Source organism: Saccharopolyspora sp. 6V, from assembly GCF_020176785.1.
Lineage (GTDB): Bacteria > Actinomycetota > Actinomycetes > Mycobacteriales > Pseudonocardiaceae > Saccharopolyspora_C > Saccharopolyspora_C gregorii.
On sequence record NZ_JAIUKB010000066.1, the window covers coordinates 1 to 19,068 of the forward strand.

Here is a 19,068-nt window from a genome sequence, read left to right on the forward strand (position 1 = left end):
CCCCCGCGCCGGGCCCCCGCGCGGCGGCCCCGCGCCGGCGCGGGGCGGCGCGGGGGGGGGGGGGGGGGGGGCGGCCCCCCCCCCCCCCCCCCCCCCCGCCAGGGAGCCTCCGGTCCGCAGTGGACCGGCGGGATCAGGGAGCCAGCCGCTCCACGGCCCACTGATCGTCGCCGCGCCGGAACCGCAGCCGGTCGTGCAGCCGGTCCGGCCGGCCCTGCCAGAACTCGACGGCCTGCGGGACGATCCGCCAGCCGCCCCAGTGCGGCGGCACCGGCACCTTCGCGTTGTCGCCGAAGCGCCGTTCGATGCCGTTGAGCGCGGACTGCAGCGCCTCCCGCCCGGTGACGACCCGGGACTGCGGGGAGGCCCAGGCGCCGAGCTGCGACCCGCGCGGGCGCACCGCCCAGTAGTCGGCGGTCTCCTCGGCGCGCACCTTCTCGACGGTGCCGCGCACGTTGACCTGCCGCTGCAGCGCCAGCCACGGGAACGTCGCCGCGGCCACCCGGGTCGCGGTGAGGTCGTGGCTCTTCGCGGAGGTGTAGTTGGTGAAGAACACCAGGCCGCGCTCGTCGAACCCCTTGCACAGCACGGTCCGCGAGGACGGGTACCCGTCGGCGTCCGCGGTCGCCAGCACCATCGCGTTCGGCTCCTGCACCTCCGCCCGGACGGCCTCGTCGAACCAGATCCGGAGCTGTTCGTGCCAGGTCTCGGCGAGCACCGCCTCGTGCAGCGAACCCGCCTCGTAGGACACCCGCATGGACGACAAAGTGCCGGTGCTCACGGTGCTTTCGGACATCCGTTCCCTTCCTCCCTGACCCGACTGGTGGTGCTGTTCATCGACGGCGCCGGAGGATACGAGCTCGCCCGGTCGACGCGGTCGCCGCGGACCGCGCCACGGCACCGCTACGACGGTAAACGGAGTGGGAACCCGGGCCGAACCAGCGGGACGCCACGATCGATTCCGCAAACGATGCAGTGACAGCGGGCACACTCGAATGGCCGCGGAACCGCGGCCGGTTCGTCCGGTTCGACCGGTGGCCGCCGCCCGCGGGTCGCCGTGCGGAAGGGACGCCAACGCTTCCGGGTGGCCGGCTGGTGCTTCCGGGTGGTGTTGCGGGCCGCCGGACCTCGCGCCCCGGCCGACCTCGCGCACCAGGCCGGGCCGCGCACCCGGAACTCGCCGGACCCCCGCGGGGGACGAGCCGCGGGTGAACCCGTCGAAACAGGAATTGATCCGGGTCGGCACCGGTTTCGCGGGATCGTCACGAGCTCCGGCCCCGTTCCGCCGTGTGATCTTCGCCATCGGGGCGACCCGCACCGATTGCCCGCGGCCGCGGCGCGGGTGCACTGTTACCCGCGCAGCACAGGCGGCGACCGATCGCACTCGTGCTCATGCACCCCGCCACGTCCGCCGCGCGCCCCCGAGGTGCGCGGCAACCGGAACGACTCAACGAGGAGACGAGGCAACCATGGGCACCAGCACCGACGGCACCGACTTCCGCCCCGGCCTGGAGGGCGTGGTCGCCTTCCAGACCGAGATCGCCGAGCCGGACCGGGACGGCGGCGCGCTGCGCTACCGCGGCGTGGACATCGAGGACCTCGCGGGCAAGGTCTCGTTCGGCGACGTCTGGCAGCTGCTCGTCGACGGCGCCTTCGGCCGCGGCCTGCCCGACGCGGGCGGCGCACCGCTGCCGGTGCGCACCGGCGACGTCCGCACCGACGCGCAGGCCGCGATCGCGATGCTCGCCCCGGCGCACGGCTTCGCACCGCTGCTGGACATCACCGAGGACGCCGCCCGCGACCAGCTGGCGCTGGCGACCGTGCTCGGGCTGTCCTACGTGGCCCAGTCCGCGCGCGGCACCGAACTGCCCGCGGTCCCCGCCGAGCGGATCGCCGAGGCCACCACGCTCACCGAAGCGTTCCTGACCCGCTGGCGCGGCGAACCGGACCCGGCGCACGTGCAGGCGCTGGACGCCTACTGGGTGTCGGCCGCGGAGCACGGCCTGAACGCCTCCACCTTCACCGCCCGCGTCATCGCCTCCACCGGCGCCGACGTGGCGGCCAGCCTGTCCGGCGCGGTCGGCGCCATGTCCGGCCCGCTGCACGGCGGGGCGCCCGCCCGGGTGCTGCCGATGCTCGCCGAGGCGGAGCGCACCGGCGACGCCCGCCGCGTCGTCGAGTCCATCCTGGACGGCGGCGACCGGCTGATGGGCTTCGGCCACCGGGTCTACCGCGCCGAGGACCCGCGGGCGCGGGTGCTGCGCAGCACCTGCGAGCAGCTCGGCGCGCCGCGCTTCGAGGCCGCCGCCGAGCTGGAGCGGGCCGCGCTGTCGGTGCTGCGGGAGCGGCGCCCGGACCGGCAGATCGAGACGAACGTGGAGTTCTGGGCCGCGGTGATTCTGGACTTCGCCGAGGTCCCGACCTCGATGATGCCCGCGATGTTCACCTGCGCCCGCACCGCCGGCTGGTCGGCGCACGTGCTGGAGCAGAAGCGCACCGGGCGGCTGGTGCGCCCGTCGGCGCAGTACGTCGGACCGGAGCCGCGCTCCCCGCAGCAGGTCGAGGGCTGGGACTCCGTCTCGGCGCTGCCGGTCGCCGCGGTCTGATCCCGGGGCCCGCGCGGTGCCGCACCGCGCGGGCCACCCAGCGTGACCGAGCACCCGCCGGTGATCACGGACCGTGCCCGGCTCGGTAGGCTGGGGCGGCACGGCGGCGCGCTCCCCGGAACGCGACGCCGCGCACCCGGGCGGGCACGGCGGGGCACCGCGCCTCCCTGAGCGAAATGCCTGGTCACAGGCACTGATTTCGATCACAGCGCGGTCGGGTTGCTGGCCAAAGAGCCGCCCGCGCAGTAAGTTGCCCCACGGCTCCGGCAACCGCGGCGCGGCGGGATTTCACCGATCCGACCCGTAGCCGCGGCACGCATCGAGCCCCGAACCGGCAACGGCGCCGGTCCACCCGAGGCGACCCGGGGTCCGCCGAACCCCGTCGTCCACCCGCGGGCCCGCCCGGCCTGGGCGCGGCAGCCGCGGGGCAAGCCGATTCGACAACTCCCGGAGGCGCCGGAATGACGCAGGCCGAAACCGACCCGACCACCTTGAAGCTGCCCGCCGAGCTCCTGCCGTCCGACGGCCGCTTCGGCTGCGGCCCGTCCAAGGTCCGCACCGAGCAGCTGGCCCGGCTGGCCTCCGACGGCGCCGCGGTGATGGGCACCTCGCACCGGCAGAAGCCGGTGAAGTCCCTGGTCGGCCGGGTCCGCGAAGGCCTGGGCCAGCTGTTCTCGCTGCCCGAGGGCTACGAGGTCGTGCTGGGCGTCGGCGGCACCACCGCGTTCTGGGACGCCGCGACCTTCGGCCTGGTGCGGGAGAAGTCGCTGCACCTGACCTACGGCGAGTTCTCGCAGAAGTTCGCCAAGGCCGCCAAGGCCGCCCCCTTCCTCGGCGACCCGATCGTCGTCTCCGCCGAGCCGGGCGACGCCCCCGAGCCGGTGTCGGACCCGAGCGTCGACCTGATCGGCTGGGCGCACAACGAGACCTCCACCGGCGTGATGCTGCCCCCGTCCCGCCCGGTGGGCTCGGAGCAGGCGCTGATCGCGGTGGACGCGACCTCCGGCGCGGGCGGGCTGCCGTTCGACGCGTCCGCCGTGGACGTCTACTACTTCGCGCCGCAGAAGTCCTTCGCCTCCGACGGCGGGCTGTGGCTGGCCGCGCTGAGCCCGGCCGCGATCGAGCGCATCGGCGAGATCGGTGCCTCGGGCCGCTGGGTGCCGGAGTTCCTGTCGCTGCCGACGGCGCTGGACAACTCGCGCAAGGACCAGACCTACAACACCCCCGCGGTGGCGACGCTGTTCCTGCTGGCCGACCAGATCGACTGGATGAACGGCAACGGCGGCCTGGACTGGTGCTCCTCCCGGACCCGCGAGTCCTCGCAGCGGCTGTACCAGTGGGCGGAGGCGTCGAGCTTCGCCACGCCGTTCGTGCAGGACCCGGCGAAGCGCTCGCAGGTCGTGGTCACGCTGGACTTCGACGACTCGATCGACGCGGCCGCGATCGCCAAGGCGCTGCGCGCGAACGGCGTCGTCGACACCGAGCCGTACCGCAAGCTGGGCCGCAACCAGCTGCGCGTCGGCACGTTCCCGGCGGTCGAGCCGGACGACGTCACCAAGCTCACCGGGTCCATCGACTGGGTGGTCTCGCAGCTCACCTGAGCGCGGCGCCCCCATCCGACCTGGTCGCCACCGCACCATGGCGACCGGCACATCCGTGTCACCCGAACTGGCTCTTGATCACTTGCTGTGATCGGAATTGCGGCGGATTTCGTCAAGTGTTCGCATGTCGACCGCTGTTCAGGCAAGATCGGGTAGGGAGAGGATGGTCACGAAGCGACACCGAACCCGGCGTGGCTCCCCCGTCAAGGGGGCACGCCGGGTTACGGTCACAGCTTGGTGACAACGACCGGGGAGGCTAGCGTATGCGCGCGCTGCGGGTTGTCGGGCTTGACGAGGACGGTGAGACCGTCATCTGCGAGGACCCGGAGAACGGCGACCGCTTTTCCGTGCCCGCCGACGAGCGGCTGCGGGCGGCCGCTCGCGGCGACCTGACCCGGCTGGGCCAAGTCCAGATCGAGATGGAGGCGCAGATGCGCCCCCGCGAGATCCAGGCGCGGGTCCGCGCCGGGGCCTCGGTCCAGGACGTCGCCGCCGCGGCCGGGATCCCCGAGCAGCGGGTCGAGCGCTACGCCTACCCCGTCCTGCTGGAACGCGCGCAGATCGCCGAGCGCTCGCAGCGCGCCCACCCCGTCCGCGAGGACGGCCCCGACGTGCAGACCCTCGGCGAGGTCATCGCGCACACCTTCGGGATGCGCGGCCACGACCTCACCGACGCCGACTGGGACGCGTGGCGCGGCGAGGACGGCAAGTGGGTCGTCCGGTTGCAGTGGCAGGCCGGTCGCTCCGAGAACCGGGCGCACTGGGTGTTCCACCCGGGTGCGCACGGCGGCACCGTCGCCCCGCTCGACGACCACGCGGTCGACTTGCTGGACCCGTCGCCGAACCGGCCGCTGCGGACCGTGCGACCGGTGACGGCGCTCGCCCGGGAGGCGTTGGAGCTGGACGAGACCGAGGAGGAAACGGTCGACGCGGCCGCGGAGGACACCGCGCCGCCGCCCGCTCCGCCGAAGCCCTCGACCCCGGCGATCCCCGCGCTGGACCTGGACACCACCCCACCGGCGCCGGCCGAACCGGAACCAGCCGGACCGCTGGCCGAGCAGGCCGGCGAGGACGACCTGGAAGCGGTGGAGGACGAGGCGGCCCGCAAGACCGAACCGGCCCGCCGCCGCAAGAACCACCCGATGGTCCCGTCCTGGGAGGACGTCCTGCTGGGCGTCCGCTCGCACCGCTAGCCCCAGCGCTCGACGACGGCCCCTCCGGCACCGCGCCGGAGGGGCCGTCGCACGTCCGGGCCCCGCACGTCCGGTCCCGCGGCGGCCCACCTCGCGCCGCGCCGTGTCAGCCGAGCAAGGACAGCAGCAGGGCGAGCCAGGCGAGCAGGACGCCGCCCGCCGCGCCGAACGCGACCCAGCGCCACACCGGCAACCGGCGGCCGATCCAGATCGAGGGAGCGAACCCGCCGACCACCACGACGTTGACCAGCACCGCCAGCAGCAGGTTCACCTCGCCCAACCCGATGCTCACCACCACGAGCGAGACGGTGACGAGCGCGGCGATGACGACGGCGACGGCGCCGCCGGTGGCCCACGGCGTCGGTTCCGGCACCGCGCCGACCGGGCCCGCGCGGCGGACCCGGCTCACCCGGCCGCGCGCGGGGTCCCAGTAGCCGACCTCGCCGCCGGTCTCGGCGGCCAGCCGCGCGGCGAGCTGGCGGCCGCGGCGGGCCATCAGGGTCGCCGAGCTCTCCCCCGCGATGTCCTGGTCCGGCGCCACCGCCTCCACCACGTGCGCCCACTCGTGCAGGTCCTCGACGAGTTCCGCGGGCAGCGCGAGCCGCGCGGGGTCGTACTCGCGGACCGGTCGCTCCCCGGCGCGTTCCGGGCGGTCGACGAGCACGGCACGTCCCCGGCGCACCCGCAGCTCCCACCGCGAGCGCTGCGCGGCCCCGATCATCTCGCCCCGCTCATCGCGTGGAAGACGATCGCCCCGGCGGTGGCGACGTTGAGCGAGTCGACCTCGGGGCTCATCGGGATGCGCACCGGCAGGTCGGCCGCGGAGATGGTGTCCTCGGCCAGGCCCGGTCCTTCCGAACCGAGCAGCACCGCGACCTTGCCCCGGTCGAGCCCGGCTTCGGCCAGCGGGGCCGCGGTGGCGCGCGGGGTCAGCGCCGCGGTCCGGAAGCCGTGCTCGGCGAGCAGCGGCAACCCGCCGGGCCAGTCGTCGAAGGTGGCGAACGGGACCCGCAGCACGTGACCCATCGAGACGCGGATGCTGCGCCGGTACAGCGGGTCGGCGCAGCCCGCGCCGAGCAGGACGCCGTCGATGCCGAGCGCGGCGGCGTTGCGGAACAGCGCGCCCAGGTTCTCGTGGTCGCCGACGCCCTCCAGCACGGCGAGCCGCTGGGAGCGGGCGATCAGGTCCTCGGCGGTGGTGGCCGGTGCGCGGTCGGCGACGGCGAGCACGCCCCGGTTGAGGTGGAAGCCGACGACGGCGCTCATCACGTCCGGCTCCACCGCGTACGCGGGCACGTCCACCCCGGCGAGCGGCTCGTCGAGCGCGTCGATGCGGCGGTGGACGCCCAGCAGCGCGCGCACCGGGTACGGCGAGGCCAGCAGCCGCTCGACGACGACCACGCCCTCGGCGATGACGAGTCCGCGCCCGCCGGGCCGGTCCGGGCGGCGATCGGCGGTGGCGAGGTCCCGGAAGTCGTCGACGCGCGGGTCGTCGACGTCGGTCACCTGGTGCACGCGTGCCACGGCACGCATCTTCGCATTCGGCCCCGGTCCGACCGGCAGCATGTCGCGATCTCGCCGGGCGATGACCCAGGTCACAGCGGCGAAGCGTGCGCGGTGGGCATAACGGGTACTTCCGCACTGTTAGTTGTAGAGAGCAAGCTGTTGTCGTCGCCCACCACGATCCGGACCCGGCCGGGACGCCGGATGCGGGAGCCGCGGCGCCGGGACCTCGATCCCCGGTGGCCGTGCGACCCGGCACGACGACGACCGCACCTGGGGTTCACCGGCCGCCCGCACCGACACCGCCGCCGCGCGCACGAGACGGCGGCCAGCGATGAGGAGACGTATGTCCACCGCCGAGGAGGCCACGATCGACGGCGCGCAGCGCCGGCTGGGGAGCAAGACCAAGTTCGCCCTGATCCTCGGTGGGCTGACGGCCTTCGGGCCGCTGTCCATCGACATGTACCTGCCCGCACTGCCGCAGCTGACCGCGGAGCTGGGGGCTTCGGAGTCGCAGGCGCAGCTGACGCTGACCGCGGTGCTGCTCGGGTTGGCGCTGGGCCAGCTGATCGCGGGGCCGATCAGCGATTCGGTCGGCAGGCGCCGCCCGCTGCTGGTCGGACTCGTCGTCTACATCGTCGCGTCCGTGCTGTGCGCGCTGTCCGGTTCGATCTACGCGCTGGCCGCGCTGCGCGCGTTGCAGGGCGCGGGTGCCGCGGCCGGCATGGTGATCGCGCGGGCCGCGGTCCGCGACCTGTACTCCGGGGTGGAGGCCGCGCGGTTCTTCTCCTCGTTGATGCTGGTGACGGGCCTGGCCCCGATCCTGGCGCCGGTGATCGGCGGCCAGGTGCTCGCGCACACCACGTGGCGCGGGGTGTTCGTGGTGCTGACCGCGTTCGGCACCGTGCTGCTGCTGGTGGCGGCGTTCCTGCTGCCGGAGACGAAGCCGGAGCGGTGGCGGCAGCCCGCGCGGCTGGGCAGCACCTTCCGCACCTTCGGTTCGCTGCTGGCCGCGCCGTCGTTCTTGGGCAACGCGCTGGCCGGCGGGCTGGGCATGGCGGCGATGTTCGCCTACATCTCCGGGTCGTCGTTCGTGCTGCAGAACATCTACGGGATGTCGCCGCAGACCTACAGCCTCGCGTTCGGGGCGAACGCGATCGGGCTGGTGCTGGCCGGGCAGATCAACGCGCGGCTGGTGGGCCGGGTGGCCACCGAGGCGCAGTTGCTGGTGGGTGCGCTGCTGGTCTCGTCGGTGGCGGGCGCGGTGCTGCTGGCCTCGGCGGTGCTGGACCTGCCGCTGCCGTTCCTGCTGGGCGCGCTGTTCGTGATGGTGGCGGCGCTGGGCTTCGTCATGCCGAACACGACGATGCTGGCGCTGGCCGACAACCGCGAGGTGGCCGGGAGCGCCTCGGCGCTGCTGGGCGTCTGCCAGTTCATCGTCGGTGCGCTGGCCGCGCCGCTGGTGGGCCTGGGCGGCACCGGTTCGGCGGTGCCGATGGCGACGGTGATGTTCGGCGTCGTGGTCGCCTCCGCGGTGGTGTTCCTGACGCTGGGTCGGCGCGGCACGACCCGCACCGAGGTGGTGGCCAGCTCCGCTGGGCAGGCGACCGCGGCCCCCGCCGAGCGCCCCGCCACCGAGCGCTGAGCCCGTCCCGCGCGGCGCAAGGAGATTCCCGGCTGCCGCGTGTAGTCGACCCGTTCCGCGGGAGGCTGGAGATCCTCACCGCATCGGCGCAGCGCGCAACGCAGCGTGCGGACGGGCCCGCGCACCGACGGTGATCCCGCGGCCCGCGCCACCGCGCCCGATCGGCCAGGGCACCCCCGGTCAGGCCCGCCCGGAACGGGCGCGGAACCGGCCGGGAAAGTCCCTTTTCCCGCTGGTCACAAGAGGTGCCCGGGTGCTCGCTCGAACACCGTTTTGGACGCTGGTCCGCCGGGTACCGATGTGTCACCGTTGGTGTCCACCTAAGCCGGCGTGCTGGCCGACGAGCGGGGAGACGGCATGGGAAAGCACGTGACCAGTCGGGCTTTCACTCCTGTGGACCGGCAACGCTATCGGGACAAGATGCAGCGCGGTCTCGACGCGCTGGCCCGGATGCTCGCGGAGGGCAACTTCTCCTTCCCGCACCAGCAGATGGGGCTGGAGATGGAGCTGAGCCTCATCGACGAGCGGATGGACCCGTCGATGTCGAACTCGGTGGTCCTGGAGAAGATCAACGATCCGTCGTTCACCACCGAGCTGGGCCAGCACAACATCGAGCTCAACGTGCTGCCCCGCGCCCTCGCCGGGGACGGTGCCCTGGAGCTGGAGCACGAGCTGCGGAAGGCGTTGCGGCGCGCGGACGGCAAGGCCCAGGACGCGAACGCGAAGCTGGTGCTGATCGGCACGCTGCCCACGCTGCGGCGCAGCCACTTCGACCCGGGCTGGCTCTCGCACGACCCGCGGTACTCGCTGCTGAACGAGCAGATCTTCACCGCCAAGGGCGAGGAGATGCTGCTGGACATGGAGGGCGCGCCGCTCGGCGACGGCGGGCCGGAGCAGCTGCGCTGCTACGCGGATTCGATCGTGCCGGAGTCGGCGTGCACCTCGGTGCAGCTGCACCTGCAGGTGGCGCCGGAGGACTTCGCCGCGCACTGGAACGCCGCGCAGTGCCTGGCCGGGGTGCAGCTGGCGATCGGCGCGAACTCGCCGTTCCTGCTCGGCAAGGCGCTGTGGCACGAGACGCGGGTGCCGTTGTTCCAGCAGGCGACCGACACCCGGCCGCAGGAGCTGAAGAACCAGGGCGTGCGGCCGCGGGTGTGGTTCGGGGAGCGCTGGATCACCTCGATCTTCGACCTGTTCGAGGAGAACGTGCGCTACTTCCCCGCCCTGCTGCCGGAACCGGAGGAGGAGGATCCGGTGGCGGCGGTGCAGGCGGGCCGGGCGCCGACGCTGGCGGAGCTGCGGCTGCACAACGGCACCGTCTGGCGCTGGAACCGGCCGGTGTACGACCTGGTCGACGGGGTGCCGCACCTGCGGGTGGAGAACCGGGTGCTGCCGTCGGGGCCGAGCGTGCGTGACGTGGTGGCGAACGCCGCGTTCTTCTACGGGGTGCAGCGCGCGCTGACCGAGCAGGACCGGCCGGTGTGGACGCAGATGTCGTTCGCCGCGGCGGAGGAGAACTTCTACACCGGGGCCCGGCACGGCATGGACGCGCACCTGTACTGGCCGGGCGCCGGATGGATCACCCCGGACGAGCTGGTGCTGCGCCGGTTGCTGCCGATGGCGCACGAGGGGCTGCGGTTGTGCGGGGTGTCGGACGCCGCGCGGGAGCACGCCCTGGGCGTGATCGAGGCCCGCTGCCTGCGCAAGCAGACCGGGTCGTCGTGGCAGCGGGACGTGGTGGCGCGGCTGGAGCAGCGCGGTCACGACCGTCCGGCCGCGCTGGCGGCGATGCTGCGGCGCTACGTGGAGCTGTCGGACTCGGGCGAGCCGGTCCACGCCTGGCCGCTGGAGTGATGCGGGCCCGCGCGCGATCCCGGTGACTGAGATCAACCCGGGCCGGAATGCAGCCGCCCAGCTGTTGCCACTAGATTGCAATTGCTAGAGACTGCTGACAGCGATACGCGCACAGGGAGACGCTCCATGGCTCAGTACGTGCTGCCCGAGTTGGACTACGACTACTCGGCGCTGGAGCCCGCGATCTCGGGTGAGATCAACGAGCTGCACCACAGCAAGCACCACGCGACCTACGTCAAGGGCGCCAACGACACGATCGAGAAGATCGCCGAGGCGCGGGACAAGGGCGACTTCGGGTCGATCGTCGGCCTGGAGACGACGCTGGCGTTCAACCTGGCCGGGCACTCGCTGCACCTGGTGTGGTGGAAGATCCTCTCGCCGAACGGCGGGGACAAGCCGACCGGTGAGCTGGCGGCGGCCATCGACCAGGACTTCGGGTCGTTCGACAAGTTCCGCGCCCAGCTGGAGGCCGTGTCGACCACGATCCAGGGCAACGGGTGGGGCGTGCTGGCGTGGGACCCGGTGGGTCAGCGGTTGATCACGCAGCAGCTGCGGGACCACCACTCGAACCTGTCGATCGCCACCACGCCGCTGCTGGTGTTCGACATCTGGGAGCACGCCTACTACCTGCAGTACAAGAACGTGAAGGCGGACTACGTCAAGCAGTTGTGGAACGTCGTGAACTGGGACGAGGTCGGCAAGCGGTTCGCCGACGCCCGCGCCGGTTACAACGGACTGCGCCTGCCCACCGCCTGAGCCTTCCCGCGGCCGCGCGGGACCACGGACCGGCGGTGGATGCTCCGACAAGCGAAGCTGCCGACACTTCGGGGCCTTCCTCCGGGAGGGCCCCGAAGTGCTGTCCGCCGCCTGACCTGCTCGTTCGGCCTCGGACGGGAACGAACCCCGAACGCGAACGGGCCCCGCCTCCCGGAGGAGACGGGGCCCGCTCTGTTCCCGAACTGACTGCCGCTCCCACCACGAAGCGGACATGTATTAGGTTAGCCTAACCTCCCAGGGTCCGCAACCCCCGATCTCCGGCGGCGCAGCAGCACCCCGCACACCACCGCCGCGACCAGCGACGCCAGCCCACCCAGCAGCAGCGGCGACCGCGGGCCCAGCACCTCGGCCAGCCAACCCGACGCGAGCCCGCCCACCGGTTTCCCGCCGAGGAACAGCAGCATGTACAGCCCCATCACCCGGCCGCGCATCGACGGCTCCACCGCCAGCTGCACCGTGGAGTTCGCGCTGGTCGTGAAGGTCATCACCGCGACCCCGACCGGCACCAGCATCACCGCGAACGACCAGTACGACGGCATCAGCGAACCGACCGCCTCCAGCAGCCCGAACGCACCCGCCCCCAGCACCATCAGCCGCAGCCGCGACCCGGACCTCCTGCTGCGGCGAGCGGCGAGCGTGGCGCCGGAGAGGGTGCCGACGGCGAGCATCGTGATCAGCAGCCCGTAGCCGTCGGCGTCGCGGTCGAACACGTTGCGGGCGATCACCGCGAAGGTGCTCTCGAAGTTCATGCCGAAGGTGCTGACGCAGAACACCAGCACCATCACCGCCACCAGGTCGGGGCGCCCCAGCACGTAGCGCAGCCCCGCCCGCACCTGGCCGCGCTCCTTCGGCACCGGTTCGCTGCGGTGCAGCCGCGCCACGTTCATCAGCAGCAGCCCGCCGACCACGGCGGCCGAGCTGATGCCGTTGGCGATGAACACCCACCCGGTGCCGATCGCGGTGATGAGCAGCCCGGCGATGGCGGGCCCGACGATCCGCGCCAGGTTGAACGTCATCGAGTTCAGCGCGACGGCGTTGGTGAGCTGCGCGGGGCCGACCATCTCGACCACGAACGACTGCCGCACCGGCGCGTCCACCGCCGCGAAGCAGCCGAGCACGAAGCACAGCGCGTACACCTGCCAGAGCTGCGCCGAACCGGACACGTCGAGCAGTCCGAGCAGCAGCCCGCAGGCACCGAGCGCCGTCTGGGTGGCGACCAGCAGCCGCCGCTTGTCGAACCGGTCGGCGGCGGTGCCCGCCCACAGCGTCAGCAGCAGCGTCGGCAGGAACTGCAGCGCGACGGCCACGCCGAGCGCGCCGGGGCTGCCGCCGGAGAGCTCCAGCACGAGCCAGTCCTGCGCGGCCCGCTGCATCCAGGTGCCGGTGAGCGAGACGACCTGGCCCGCCGCGTAGTAGCGGTAGTTGCGCACCCGCAGCGAACCGAACATGCCGCCGCCGGTGCCGGTCTCCCCGGCCGGCGGTCCGCCGGGCCGGTGATCGCTCTCCTGCCCGGGGTCGCTCTCCTGCCCGGGGTCGCTCTCCTGCCCGGGGTCGCTCTCCTGCCCGGGGTCGCTCTCCTGCCCGGGGTCGCCGGGCGGACCTCCGGCCCGCCCGCGCGCGGCCGCCGGTTCCGGATCACCGGCGCGCGCGGCCGCGGACGCACCGGGGAGTGCGCCGAGCTCGCCGGTGGACGTGCGGTTCGCACCGGCCGGGTCGGACCCCGACGGGTGCGGCGATTCCTCTGGCACCGCCGACGTGCTCAGCTCCCTCCTAGCGCTGCGAGATCCGTTCCATGATCTCGGCCGCGTGACTCAAGGTCGCGCGTTCGTCCCTGGTGAGTTCGGCCAGCTGGACGTCCAGCCAGCGCTCGCGGGCGGAGATCTCCTCTTCGATGCGGGCGCGGCCCGCGTCGGTGAGGTCCACGACGGCCTGCCGCCCGTCGGTGGGGTGCGGGGTGCGCACCACCAGGCCGAGGCCTTCGAGCGCCGCGATGACCCTGGTCATCGAGGGCGGCTGCACGCCTTCCTTCGCCGCGAGCGTGCCCGGAGTCATCGCCCCGGCCTTGTAGAGGCAGGACAGCGCAGACAGCTGGGAGAGCGTGACGACGGAGTCGGTGCTCTGCGCCCGCAGCCTGCGGTTGAGGCGGACGGAGGCCATCCGCAACCGGGTGGCCAGCGTGCGCTCCCGTTCAGCGATCTCGGACACGTCGTTAGTCTACCAAACTACTTGACGACATTTCGGACATTCGGCCCGCTGTCGGGCGCGATGCGCGGAGCATAGTGCCCGCCCCGCCCCGCACGACCCCGGAACGCCCCTTTTTCGGATCTCCAGGAGGACCCGCAAGCCCTAGCACCGTCCTGTCAGCGGCGAAGCCGCTGAGCGGAGACCCAGCAAGCAACCGGACCACCCGCGGGTTCTCAGCCGCCTTCTCGCGAGGACAGCTTTTTCCTCGTGGCGGAGGATCCCGCAGCGAGAAGGCGGCTGAGGTTCCGCCACCCGCCCCGCCACGCAGCAGAAGCGGGACGACAGGCGGTCAGGCGAACAGCGCGGAGACCGGGTCTGCGGCGAAGTAGAGGACGAACGCGGCCGACACCACCCACATCAGCGGGTGCACCTGCCGGACCCGGCCGGTGGCGGCGTGCAGCAGCACGTAGCAGATGAACCCGACCCCGATGCCGTTCGCGATCGAGTAGGTGAACGGCATGACGACGATGGTGAGGAACGCGGGCAGCGCCTTGGCGAAGTCGGACAGGTCCACGTCGCGGATCTGCCCGAGCATCATCGCGCCCACCACGACCAGCGCCGGAGCCGCCGCCTCCACCGGGATGACGCTGTAGAGCGGGGTGAAGAACATGGCCGCGAGGAACAGCAGCCCGGTGACCACGTTCGCCAGCCCGGTGCGCGCACCCTCGGCGATACCGGACGCGGATTCCACGAACACCGTGTTGGAGCTGGCCGACCCGACCCCGCCCGCGACGGCACCGACGCCTTCCACCGCCAGCGCCTTGCCGATGCCGGGCAGGTTGCCCTTGCGGTCGGCGAGCCCGGCCTCCTTGCCGAGGCCGGTCATGGTGCCCATCGCGTCGAAGAAGTTCGCCAGCACCAGGGTGAACACCAGCATCGCCGCGGCCAGCGCGGGCAGCCGCGTCCACGCGCCGAACGAGATGTCCCCGACCAGCGACAGGTCCGGCAGCCCGAAGATCTCCGCGGGCGGCGCCGGGTAGCCGAGGTTCCAGCCGTGCGGATCGGTGCCCTCGGACGGGCCCGCGTGCACCAGCGCCTCGACGACGATCGCCACCACCGTGTTGATCACGATGGCGATCAGGATGCCGCCGCGCACCTTGCGCGCCACCAGGATCCCGGTGAGCACCAGCCCGAACGCGAACACCGCCGTCGGCCACGACGCGATCGAGCCGTCGATGCCCAGCCCCACCGGCACCGTCGTGTTCGCCGCGTCCGGCAGCCTGCGCACGAACCCGGCGTCGACGAGGCCGACGAAGCTGATGAACAGGCCGATGCCGACGGCGATCGCCGCCTTCAGCTCGGGCGGCACCGCGTTGAACACGGCGGTGCGGAACCCGGTGGCGACCAGGACCAAGATCACCAGCCCGTCCACCACCACCAGGCCCATCGCCTCCGGCCAGCTGACCTGCTGGGCGATGGTGACGGCGAGCAGCGTGTTGATGCCCAGGCCCGCCGCGATCGCGAACGGGTAGTTCGCCACCAGGCCGAACAGCAGCGTCATCACCCCGGCGACCAGCGCGGTGCTCGCGGCGACCTGCGGCACCGTCAGCACGTGGCCGAGCACGTCCCGCTTCGCCGTCGGCGAGTCCGCGGAGTAGCTGCCGAGGATCAGCGGGTTCAGCACGATGATGTAGGCGACGGTGACGAAGGTGACCAGCCCGCCCCGCAGCTCCCGGCTCAGCGAGGAACCGCGCTCGCTGATCTTGAAGAATCGGTCCAGCGCGCCGGTGGCCCGTCCCGCGCCACCACTGCCCGCCGACCCCGCCGCGTTCGAACCCGTTCCCGCAGAACTCACGCGACGATCCTCGACATCATGTTCCGCGCCCGCAACGGGCTCCGAACCGGGTTCACCAGAACTTTTCAACGGCTCTTCCGCAGCACCGTGCGAATCGTCCGGTTCTCTGTCCGCCATCACTACCTCACCCCGCTCACGACTACCGGGGTAGCCTGCCCGACGTGGCCGAAGACAGCGCACGCACCCCCTCCTCACCAGCGACGACACCCCCCGAACCGGCGCACACCGTGCCCGCGCTGCCGCGCAGGCTGGCCCAGCCGACCCCGGTGGTGCTGGCGGGGACGGCGCTGTGGCTCGTCGGCGTCGCGCTGTTCGCCGCGACCGCGCCCGGCGGCATCGAGTTCTGGACCTGCGTGGCCGGCTTCGCGCTCGGCCTCATCGGCTACGGGGTGTTCCGCTGGCAGCGCTCCGCGTCACGCCGCGGATCGCGCGGCGCGTGGAAGGGGTTGTCGGGGCTCGACGGCTAGCTCCGATAGCGGAAAGTCACCCTCCCCGACTCGGCCGTTCGCTAGTCTGCTGCTCGCGAAGTACCGACAACTGGGGAGTTGCGCGTGGCATCCAAGCTCGATGTCGATCGCCTGGAATTCGTGGTCCTCGTCAGCAGGGCAGGCCTGAAGCGGATGCCGCCGGTGCTGCAGTACAGCCACTACGGCACGCCGGTACAGGACATCAACGCCGAACTGGACGCCGCCGACGCGCGATGCAGGCAGCGCGGCCTCATCGACCGCGCGAACCAGGTGAGCGACGAGGTGTGGGACCTGATCGGGGTCTACGGTTCCAGCGCCGTCGAGTTCGACCTGCGGTTCTCCGCGCAGAAGGGCACCGAGCTGCGCGCAGCCGTCTCCCAGTCCGGCCGGGTCGCGGTCCGCAGCGTGATGCACGGCGACCGCTACGTCTTGGAGCGGGTCCGCCCCGAGGACTCCGTGCCCGCCCTGGTCTCGGTGCTGCCCGACCACCCGCCGGTGAAGATGAAGCCGGTCAACGTCGACCTCCGCGAGCTGCGCGCCGTGATGGCCGACGTGGAGAAGAAGGGCATCACCGACCCGCGCGCCGTCGAACAGGGCCTGCGCGGCCGCGGGGTGGACGTGGCGCACTTCCGCAAGGCCACCGAACTGCTCGACGGCACCAAGCTCGGCGCCGGGCAGATCGGCGTCACCGTGTGGAACGCGCAGCGCAAGGAGTTCCGCGGCGACCACACCGTGCAGGTCATCGACGTCGAAGGCGGCCGGGTCTCCGTCTACAACTCCGGGAACCAGCGGATGGTCGCCGGAGCCGACGTCGGCACCTTCCGCCGCGTCCTCGGCGACCTCACCGGTGCCGCGCAGCGCCGGTCGGTCTGGTGACTCCCGCCGCTGGGCCGAACGCGTGATCCGGCCCGCCCGCGGGGAACGAACGGCGGCCGGAGACCGTCGTATCGGTGCACCGCACACCCGTGATCTGGCAAGCTACTGGCCGATCACGGAGCTACGTGACACTAGGGGGTAAGACAGCATGGCCACCATCAACACCACCGTGAACAACGGGGGCGTGACGTCGGGGGCGTCGTTCTCCGTCGACACGGACGCGATCCCGGGCATGATCGCGAAGTACGAGGATGCTCGGGACGAGTTGGACAAGATCATCCAAGTGGTGAGCCGCTCGGGCTTCCTCAAGCCTCCGGGCGATGACGAGGTGAGCAAGAGCGCCGCAGCGTCGATCAAAAAGCTCATGGGTAACTCGGAGGGTGGCATCACCCAGGTCGTCACGGGTGCCCGCAAGCACATCCAGGACCAGATCGATCAATTGAAGGCCGCCCAGCAGGACTACCGATCCGCGGACGACGCGGCCACTCCGAACCAGGCGTAAGGACTTTTCCGTGCTACGACGCACCAGCGCGCTCGCCGCATCCCTCTTCGCGTTTACCGCGATCTCCTCGTGCGCAGTCAGCGGAGGGGGAGAATCGCCCCCGCAGGCCGCGCCGAGCAAGGAGAACGTCGACCCCGCTCTGGCGGTGCAGAACCCGAAGGAGCTCAAGGGCGTCCAGGACGCCTGCCAACTGCTCACCGCCGAGCAACGAGCCGCCCTCCAAGCGGACGGACAGCCCGAGCAAGCGGACAGCGAATACCAGGAACCGTCGTGCGATATCAACGGTGAAGCCCTCAACACATCGATCGCCATCAACACGAACCACGGCGGCATGACGGCAGCACACGCCCGCAAGGACAACTTCGACAACTTCGAACCCACCGAAGTCGCCGGATACCCGGCGGTTCTGGTCAACTTCTCGGACACGTTGTGCACGGTCGCGGTCGGTGTCTCCGACACCCAATCCGTCGACGTCTATTACGCCAAGAACTCCGGCGGCACACCCGAAATGGACGACGCCTGCGGCTACGCCAAGAAGATCGCCGCCGAGGTGCTCAAGAACATTCCTCCCGCCTGATCCGAGATCTGGCGGCTAGACGAAGGACGCTGTGACATGACCGCCCCCATCGTGATCGGCGTTGCGCTCGTGACGCCGATCGATTCCGGCAACGTCGACGAGATCATGAAGAAGGTGGGGTTCAACCACCCCGAGAAGTACACGCAGATCACCGAGGGCGCCGGGCCGGACGAGATGTCCCGTGCCGCCGATGACCTGAAGGGTTCGATCAGCGAGCACTTCGGCAACGCCATGGAGCTGCTCGAAACCGCGAACCGCGATGCGAACGTGGCGTGGGAGGGCAAAGCCGCCGAGCAGTTCGGCAATTCGACGAAGCCGATGACGAGCTTCCTCACCAACGCCCAGTCGACCTCGCAGGCCGCGGGTGAGTCGGTCGACCGCCAGGTCGACGGGTTCCTCACCGTCCGGAACTCGATGCCGGAGCCGAAGCCGGTCGACGCGACGGACAACCTCCTGGAGAAGGGCGGTGCCTTCCTCGTCGGCGGTGAGACCGACCTGCAGCAGCAGGAGCGGGAGGCCACCGAGGCGGCCGAAGCCGCGAAGCAGACGTACGAGACCTACGACAGCACCATCCGCCCGGAAGTCCAGAACCCCCCGCGGTTCGACCCGCCGCCGACGCAGAACGGCGATGGCGGGCAGGGTCCGTTCGACCGCAGCGGTGCGATCAACTCGCCGATGGGTGTCGGGGCCGGCGGCTCGCCGGGTGCGGGCGGCGGTACCGCGGGTATCGGCGGTGGTAGCGGCGCGGGATTCGGGCCTGGTGGTTCAGGTCCGTCCGGTAGCGGTTCGTCGTGGTCACCCGGTGGCGGCGGCGGTGCCGGTGGCTCGTTGCCCGGCGGCATCGGTGTGCCCGGCGGCCCTGGCGTGGGTTCCGGCCCTGGTGCCGGTGGCGTCGGCGGTATCGGCGGCGGCTTCCTGCCGGGTGGTCCTGGCGGGAGCGGCGGCGCGGGTGCGGGCGGCCGAAGCGGCCTCGGGGCCGGCGGTGCTGGTGGCCGCGCGGGTTCCGGCGGCGCGGGTGCCGGCTCGGGCGGCCGCGCGGGAGTCGGTGCCGGCGCGAACCAGCCCGGTGCCGGTGGCCGTGCGGGCGTCGGCACTCCGGGCGCGGGTGGCGCGGCCGGTGGTGCGGGCACGGGCGCTGCCGGTGCGGGCGGCCGCGGTGGCGCGGGTGCGATGGGCGCCGGTGGTGCCGGTCGCGGTGCGAAGGGCGCCGGGGACGAGGACCAGGAACACGAGAGCTGGCTGGAGGAGCAGGACGACGTGTGGCTGAACGACATGCCGCGCACCGCTCCCCCGGTCTTCGGCGAGTGACGATCCCCGCCTGACCGAGAACTCGGCCGCCCCCCGGCCACACGGGGGGGCGCCGCGGGGGGTTTGTGGGGCGACAGTTTTTGATTAGGGGGGCGCGGGGCGGGGGGCGGGGGGGGGGGG

At 72.3% G+C, this 19,068-nt stretch carries 17 protein-coding genes; 11 read left to right on the forward strand and 6 right to left on the reverse strand.

Annotation, left to right across the window (positions count from 1 at the left end; all coding sequences use genetic code 11):
- Window positions 1-133 precede the first annotated feature (133 nt).
- Window positions 134-796, reverse strand: a complete 663-nt coding sequence (gene pdxH, locus LCD35_RS14120; RefSeq protein WP_224962349.1) for a pyridoxamine 5'-phosphate oxidase — start codon at window positions 794-796, stop codon at window positions 134-136.
- Between the two features lie 673 nt (window positions 797-1,469).
- On the opposite strand from pdxH, the gene LCD35_RS14125 reads away from it, so the two are divergent.
- The 3 genes from LCD35_RS14125 to sepH all read left to right on the forward strand — a co-directional run bounded on the left by LCD35_RS14125 (window position 1,470) and on the right by sepH (window position 5,400).
- On the forward strand, window positions 1,470-2,606 hold the full coding sequence (locus LCD35_RS14125; protein WP_224962346.1) for a citrate synthase 2: 1,137 nt from the start codon (window positions 1,470-1,472) through the stop codon (window positions 2,604-2,606).
- A 461-nt stretch (window positions 2,607-3,067) separates the two neighbouring features.
- The gene (serC, locus tag LCD35_RS14130) at window positions 3,068-4,207 is read left to right on the forward strand and encodes a phosphoserine transaminase (protein ID WP_224968554.1); all 1,140 of its coding nucleotides are present in this window, start codon (window positions 3,068-3,070) and stop codon (window positions 4,205-4,207) included.
- A 263-nt stretch (window positions 4,208-4,470) separates the two neighbouring features.
- Complete coding sequence (gene sepH / locus LCD35_RS14135) at window positions 4,471-5,400, forward strand: septation protein SepH (RefSeq protein ID WP_224962343.1); 930 nt, start codon at window positions 4,471-4,473, stop codon at window positions 5,398-5,400.
- A gap of 106 nt (window positions 5,401-5,506) precedes the next feature.
- Here the strand turns inward: sepH and LCD35_RS14140 are convergent, their stop codons facing one another.
- Together LCD35_RS14140 and LCD35_RS14145 are read right to left on the reverse strand one after the other, a co-directional pair.
- The gene (locus LCD35_RS14140) at window positions 5,507-6,121 is read right to left on the reverse strand and encodes a DUF2537 domain-containing protein (protein ID WP_224962341.1); all 615 of its coding nucleotides are present in this window, start codon (window positions 6,119-6,121) and stop codon (window positions 5,507-5,509) included.
- A complete protein-coding gene (locus LCD35_RS14145; protein ID WP_224968552.1) occupies window positions 6,118-6,933 on the reverse strand; it encodes an RNA methyltransferase in 816 nt (271 codons plus the stop codon). The genes LCD35_RS14140 and LCD35_RS14145 overlap by 4 nt, the downstream gene beginning before the upstream one ends.
- 316 nt (window positions 6,934-7,249) lie before the next feature.
- Between LCD35_RS14145 and LCD35_RS14150 the strand changes: the two genes are divergently transcribed.
- The 3 genes from LCD35_RS14150 (at window position 7,250) to LCD35_RS14160 (ending at window position 11,158) form a co-directional block, all read left to right on the forward strand.
- A complete protein-coding gene (locus LCD35_RS14150) occupies window positions 7,250-8,548 on the forward strand; it encodes a multidrug effflux MFS transporter (protein ID WP_225044311.1) in 1,299 nt (432 codons plus the stop codon).
- 357 nt (window positions 8,549-8,905) lie between these two features.
- The gene (locus LCD35_RS14155) at window positions 8,906-10,402 is read left to right on the forward strand and encodes a glutamate-cysteine ligase family protein (protein WP_224962333.1); all 1,497 of its coding nucleotides are present in this window, start codon (window positions 8,906-8,908) and stop codon (window positions 10,400-10,402) included.
- A gap of 126 nt (window positions 10,403-10,528) precedes the next feature.
- Complete coding sequence (locus tag LCD35_RS14160) at window positions 10,529-11,158, forward strand: superoxide dismutase (RefSeq protein ID WP_224962331.1); 630 nt, start codon at window positions 10,529-10,531, stop codon at window positions 11,156-11,158.
- A 242-nt stretch (window positions 11,159-11,400) separates the two neighbouring features.
- Here LCD35_RS14160 and LCD35_RS14165 read toward each other — a convergent pair whose 3' ends face one another.
- The 3 genes from LCD35_RS14165 to LCD35_RS14175 all read right to left on the reverse strand — a co-directional run bounded on the left by LCD35_RS14165 (window position 11,401) and on the right by LCD35_RS14175 (window position 15,143).
- Complete coding sequence (locus tag LCD35_RS14165; RefSeq protein ID WP_255614925.1) at window positions 11,401-12,627, reverse strand: MFS transporter; 1,227 nt, start codon at window positions 12,625-12,627, stop codon at window positions 11,401-11,403.
- 322 nt (window positions 12,628-12,949) lie between these two features.
- Window positions 12,950-13,336 (reverse strand): MarR family winged helix-turn-helix transcriptional regulator, encoded by a 387-nt coding sequence (locus LCD35_RS14170; protein WP_224962335.1) that lies wholly within the window; start codon window positions 13,334-13,336, stop codon window positions 12,950-12,952.
- A 376-nt stretch (window positions 13,337-13,712) separates the two neighbouring features.
- Complete coding sequence (locus LCD35_RS14175; RefSeq protein ID WP_225044318.1) at window positions 13,713-15,143, reverse strand: NCS2 family permease; 1,431 nt, start codon at window positions 15,141-15,143, stop codon at window positions 13,713-13,715.
- 236 nt (window positions 15,144-15,379) lie between these two features.
- Here LCD35_RS14175 and LCD35_RS14180 point away from each other — a divergent pair, with 236 nt between their 5' ends.
- The 5 genes from LCD35_RS14180 (at window position 15,380) to LCD35_RS14200 (ending at window position 18,948) form a co-directional block, all read left to right on the forward strand.
- Entirely contained in the window at window positions 15,380-15,685 is a 306-nt protein-coding gene (locus LCD35_RS14180) for a DUF2530 domain-containing protein (protein WP_224962770.1), read from the forward strand.
- A gap of 84 nt (window positions 15,686-15,769) precedes the next feature.
- On the forward strand, window positions 15,770-16,561 hold the full coding sequence (locus tag LCD35_RS14185) for an ESX secretion-associated protein EspG (RefSeq protein WP_225044313.1): 792 nt from the start codon (window positions 15,770-15,772) through the stop codon (window positions 16,559-16,561).
- A 148-nt stretch (window positions 16,562-16,709) separates the two neighbouring features.
- On the forward strand, window positions 16,710-17,063 hold the full coding sequence (locus LCD35_RS14190) for a hypothetical protein (protein WP_225044314.1): 354 nt from the start codon (window positions 16,710-16,712) through the stop codon (window positions 17,061-17,063).
- 10 nt (window positions 17,064-17,073) lie between these two features.
- Window positions 17,074-17,640 (forward strand): DUF3558 domain-containing protein, encoded by a 567-nt coding sequence (locus LCD35_RS14195; RefSeq protein WP_224962762.1) that lies wholly within the window; start codon window positions 17,074-17,076, stop codon window positions 17,638-17,640.
- 36 nt (window positions 17,641-17,676) lie between these two features.
- Window positions 17,677-18,948, forward strand: a complete 1,272-nt coding sequence (locus tag LCD35_RS14200; protein WP_225044315.1) for a PPE domain-containing protein — start codon at window positions 17,677-17,679, stop codon at window positions 18,946-18,948.
- Window positions 18,949-19,068 lie beyond the last annotated feature (120 nt).

What these genes read in the sequence shown, in the direction of transcription:
- pdxH (WP_224962349.1), bottom strand. Translation starts at nt 796, where the DNA reads ATGTCCGAAAGCACCGTGAGCACCGGCACTTTGTCGTCCATGCGGGTG.
- LCD35_RS14125 (WP_224962346.1), top strand. Translation starts at nt 1,470, where the DNA reads ATGGGCACCAGCACCGACGGCACCGACTTCCGCCCCGGCCTGGAGGGC.
- serC (WP_224968554.1), top strand. Translation starts at nt 3,068, where the DNA reads ATGACGCAGGCCGAAACCGACCCGACCACCTTGAAGCTGCCCGCCGAG.
- sepH (WP_224962343.1), top strand. Translation starts at nt 4,471, where the DNA reads ATGCGCGCGCTGCGGGTTGTCGGGCTTGACGAGGACGGTGAGACCGTC.
- LCD35_RS14140 (WP_224962341.1), bottom strand. Translation starts at nt 6,121, where the DNA reads ATGATCGGGGCCGCGCAGCGCTCGCGGTGGGAGCTGCGGGTGCGCCGG.
- LCD35_RS14145 (WP_224968552.1), bottom strand. Translation starts at nt 6,933, where the DNA reads ATGCGTGCCGTGGCACGCGTGCACCAGGTGACCGACGTCGACGACCCG.
- LCD35_RS14150 (WP_225044311.1), top strand. Translation starts at nt 7,250, where the DNA reads ATGTCCACCGCCGAGGAGGCCACGATCGACGGCGCGCAGCGCCGGCTG.
- LCD35_RS14155 (WP_224962333.1), top strand. Translation starts at nt 8,906, where the DNA reads ATGGGAAAGCACGTGACCAGTCGGGCTTTCACTCCTGTGGACCGGCAA.
- LCD35_RS14160 (WP_224962331.1), top strand. Translation starts at nt 10,529, where the DNA reads ATGGCTCAGTACGTGCTGCCCGAGTTGGACTACGACTACTCGGCGCTG.
- LCD35_RS14165 (WP_255614925.1), bottom strand. Translation starts at nt 12,627, where the DNA reads ATGTTCGGTTCGCTGCGGGTGCGCAACTACCGCTACTACGCGGCGGGC.
- LCD35_RS14170 (WP_224962335.1), bottom strand. Translation starts at nt 13,336, where the DNA reads ATGGCCTCCGTCCGCCTCAACCGCAGGCTGCGGGCGCAGAGCACCGAC.
- LCD35_RS14190 (WP_225044314.1), top strand. Translation starts at nt 16,710, where the DNA reads ATGGCCACCATCAACACCACCGTGAACAACGGGGGCGTGACGTCGGGG.
- LCD35_RS14200 (WP_225044315.1), top strand. Translation starts at nt 17,677, where the DNA reads ATGACCGCCCCCATCGTGATCGGCGTTGCGCTCGTGACGCCGATCGAT.